Origin of the sequence: Sinomonas sp. (assembly GCF_036848755.1) — a bacterium.
Lineage (GTDB): Bacteria > Actinomycetota > Actinomycetes > Actinomycetales > Micrococcaceae > Sinomonas.
On sequence record NZ_DAIUJO010000199.1, the window covers coordinates 1 to 3489 of the forward strand.

The window sequence follows — 3489 nt, forward strand, 5'->3', positions numbered from 1 at the left end:
CCGCGAACTGCCTTGCGTAGCGCTGACGGCGGCGGAGGACGGCCAGGATGACACCTGATTCTGGGGAACCCGGAACCGGGGGAAACCGGATGCTGGGGAATCCGGAGGGCCCCCACCCTGCGGAGGTGACGGCGCAACGGGAGGCCCCCACCCTGGGGAGGTGACGGCGCAACGGGAGGGTTCTAGGCGCTCACGGCCGCGTACTCCCGGGGCTCCGCGCTTGCCCGCACCGCGGCGCGCAGGGCGTCGAGGGCGCCGGTGACGGCCCCGGCTGCCCTGGCCTGGACGAGCACGTTGCCGAGCGCGGTCGCCTCCACCGGGCCCGCGAGCACGGGCAGGCCCGTCGCCTCGGCGGTGAGGCGGCACAGGAGCTCGTTCTGCGATCCCCCGCCGACCACGTGCACGGAGCGCGGACGGCGCCCCGAGAGGGCCTGGGCCTGCGCGAGGGTCCGGGCGTACGCGGCGGCAAGGCTGTCGAGGATGCAGCGGACGACGGCGGCCGGCCCGCTCGCGAGGGTCCCTCCGCGGCGTTCGACGGCCGCCGCGATCCGTGCGGGCATGCCGCCGGGGGCGATGAACTCCTCTGAGTCGGCGTCGACCTGCGGGCCCCCGGACGGGAGCGCCGCGGCGTCCGCGAGCAGCCGCTCGAGCGGGAGGTCAAGTCCCTCCGCCGCCCACTGGCGCTGGCACTCGCTCAGGAGCCACAGGCCGCCCACGTTGCGAAGATACCGGATGGTGCCGTCGACCCCGCGCTCGTTCGTGAAGTTCGCAGCGCGGCTGGCCGCCGTCAGGACGGGAGCGTCGAGTTCGACGCCGACGAGCGACCAGGTGCCGGAGGAGATGTACGCGACGTCCTCCCCCGGCGCGGCAGGCACCGCCGCGACGGCGGATGCGGTGTCGTGCGAGCCGACGGCCACCACGGGCGTCTCGGCGGGGAGCCCGGAGCGCTGCGCGACCGTCGGGGGGAGCGTCCCGTACGCCTCACCCGGCGCGATGAGCTCGGGGAAAAGGCCCTCGGGCAGCCCGAGCGCGGAGAACAGCTCCGCGGACCACGTTCCGGTCGACGCATCGAGCAGCCCGGTCGTGGAAGCGTTCGTCTCCTCCGTGCGGCGCGCGCCCGTGAGCCAGAACGCGAGCAGGTCGGGGATCAGGAGCGCCTGCAGGCCCTCGAGGGTCGGCTCGGCCGCGAGCTGGTAGAGCGTCGTGAACGGCAGGAACTGCAGCCCGGTGACGGCATAGAGCCGCTCGGGCGCGACCGCGCCGTGCACGAGCGGGACCGTGGCCTCGGTCCGGGAGTCCCGGTAGGCGTGGACCGGGAGCTTGAGGCGCCCGGCGGGGTCCACGAGCCCGTAGTCGACCGCCCACGTGTCGATGCCGATGCTCTCGATCCGCAGCCCGCGTGAAGACGCTAGCTCGGCAGCCTTCGCGAGGCCGGTCTGGACCTCCGCGAAGATCGCGCACACGTCCCAGCGGAGCACGGTCGCGCCGTCGCTGTTCACCCCGTCGTCGAGCACGCCGTTGGGGAAGCGGTGGACGATTTCGAGCCCGACCCTCGGGGCGCCGCCAGCCGTACCAGCCGTGCCGGGCGCGGCGCCGGATGCGACGCTGTTCTCCCCGTCATGGGGCGAAACCGTGGCGAGGATGACGCGCCCGGAGGACGCCCCGACGTCGACCGCTGCGAACACCCGCTGCGGCCGGGACTGCTCGCTCACCGGAGGAAGGCGGCGGCGACGCCGGCGTCGACGGGGATGTGCAGCCCCGTGGTGTGGGAGAGCTCGTTGCTGGTCAGGACCGCGGCCGCGTTCGCGACGTTCTCCGGCAGGACCTCGCGCTTGAGCAGCGTGCGCTGGGCGTAGTACTTGCCCAGCTCCTCCTCCGGCACGCCGTAGACCGCGGCGCGCTTGGCGCCCCAGCCGCCTGCGAAGATCCCGGAGCCGCGCACGACGCCGTCGGGGTTGATGCCGTTGACGCGGATGCCGTGCTCGCCGAGCTCGGCCGCGAGCAGGCGCACCTGATGGGCCTGGTCGGCCTTGACCGCGGAGTAGGCGATGTTGTTCGGGCCCGCGAAAACGGAGTTCTTCGAGGAAATGTACACGATGTCCCCGCCCATGCCCTGGGCGATCATGGCCTTCGCGGCGGCCTGGGAGACGAGGAACGAGCCCTTCGCCATGACGTCGTGCTGGAGGTCCCAGTCCTTCTCGCTCGTCTCCAGGAGCGGCTTGGAGATGGACAGGCCCGCGTTGTTCACGACGAGGTCGAGCCCGCCGAAGGCGAGCACGGCGGCGTCAACGGCGGCGGCGACCTGGGCGGCGTCGGTCACGTCCGCGCGGACGCCGACGGCGACGTCGGTGGTCCCCAGCTCCGCGGCCGCGGCCTGGGCCTTCTCGAGGTCGAGGTCGGCGATGACGACGCACGCGCCCTCGGCCGCGAGGCGCGTGGCAATGGCCTTGCCGATGCCCGACGCCGCCCCGGTCACGAGCGCGATCCGGGTCGCGTGCGACTTGGGCTGGGGCATGCGGGCGAGCTTTGCCTCCTCGAGCGCCCAGTACTCGATGCGGAACTTCTCGCCCTCGTCGATCGGGGCGTAGGTCGAGATGGCCTCGGCGCCGCGCATGACGTTGATCGCGTTGAGGTAGAACTCCGCGGCGACCCGGGCGGTCTGCTTGTCCTTGCCGTAGGAGAACATGCCGACGCCGGGGATCAGCACGATTGCGGGGTCCGCGCCGCGCATCGCGGGCGAGTCCGGGCTGGCGTGCCGCTCGTAGTACGCCGCGTAGTCCTCGCGGTACGCCTCGTGCAGCTCCTTAAGGCGCGCGATGCTCTCCTCGATCCCGGCGTCGGCGGGCAGGTCGAGGACCAGCGGCTTGACCTTCGTGCGCAGGAAGTGATCCGGGCACGACGTGCCCAGCGCGGCCAGACGCGGGTGCTCGGCGGAGGCGAGGAAGTCCAGGACCCGCTCGTCGTCGGTGAAGTGGCCCACTTGGGGCCGGTCCATCGAAGCCAGGCCCCGGATCACCGGGGCCAAGGCGGCAGCCTTCGCTCGGCGCTCGGCCTCCGGCAGCGCTCCGTAGCCTGGGAGGGCCGCTCCGAAGGGCTCCGGGCGGCCGTTCTCGGCGATGTACTTCTCCGCTTCGGCGATGATCCACAGCGAGTTCGCCTCCGCGTCCTCGCTCGTCGCGCCCCAGGCTGTGATGCCGTGGCCGCCGAGGATGGTCCCGACCGCCTGCGGGTTGGCCTCCTTGATCGCCGCGATGTCCAGGCCGAGCTGGAAGCCCGGGCGGCGCCACGGCACCCACACGACCCTGCCGCCGAAGATCTTCTCGGTGAGGGCCTCGCCGTCGGCCGCGGTCGCGATCGCGATGCCGGAGTCCGGGTGGAGGTGGTCCACATGGGCGGCGTCGACCAGGCCGTGCATCGCGGTGTCGATCGACGGCGCGGCACCGCCCTTGCCGTGCAGGCAGTAGTCGAACGCGGCGACCATCTCGTCCT

2 protein-coding genes are annotated in these 3489 nt (G+C 72.9%); both read right to left on the reverse strand.

Annotated elements, in window-relative coordinates; all coding sequences use genetic code 11:
* Positions 1–182: 182 nt before the first annotated feature.
* The gene (locus V7053_RS18325; RefSeq protein WP_334173692.1) at positions 183–1712 is read right to left on the reverse strand and encodes a rhamnulokinase; all 1530 of its coding nucleotides are present in this window, start codon (positions 1710–1712) and stop codon (positions 183–185) included.
* Positions 1709–3489, reverse strand: a 1781-nt coding sequence (locus tag V7053_RS18330) for a bifunctional aldolase/short-chain dehydrogenase (protein WP_334173693.1), incomplete at its 5' end; no start/stop codon positions are given. The genes V7053_RS18325 and V7053_RS18330, both read right to left, overlap by 4 nt.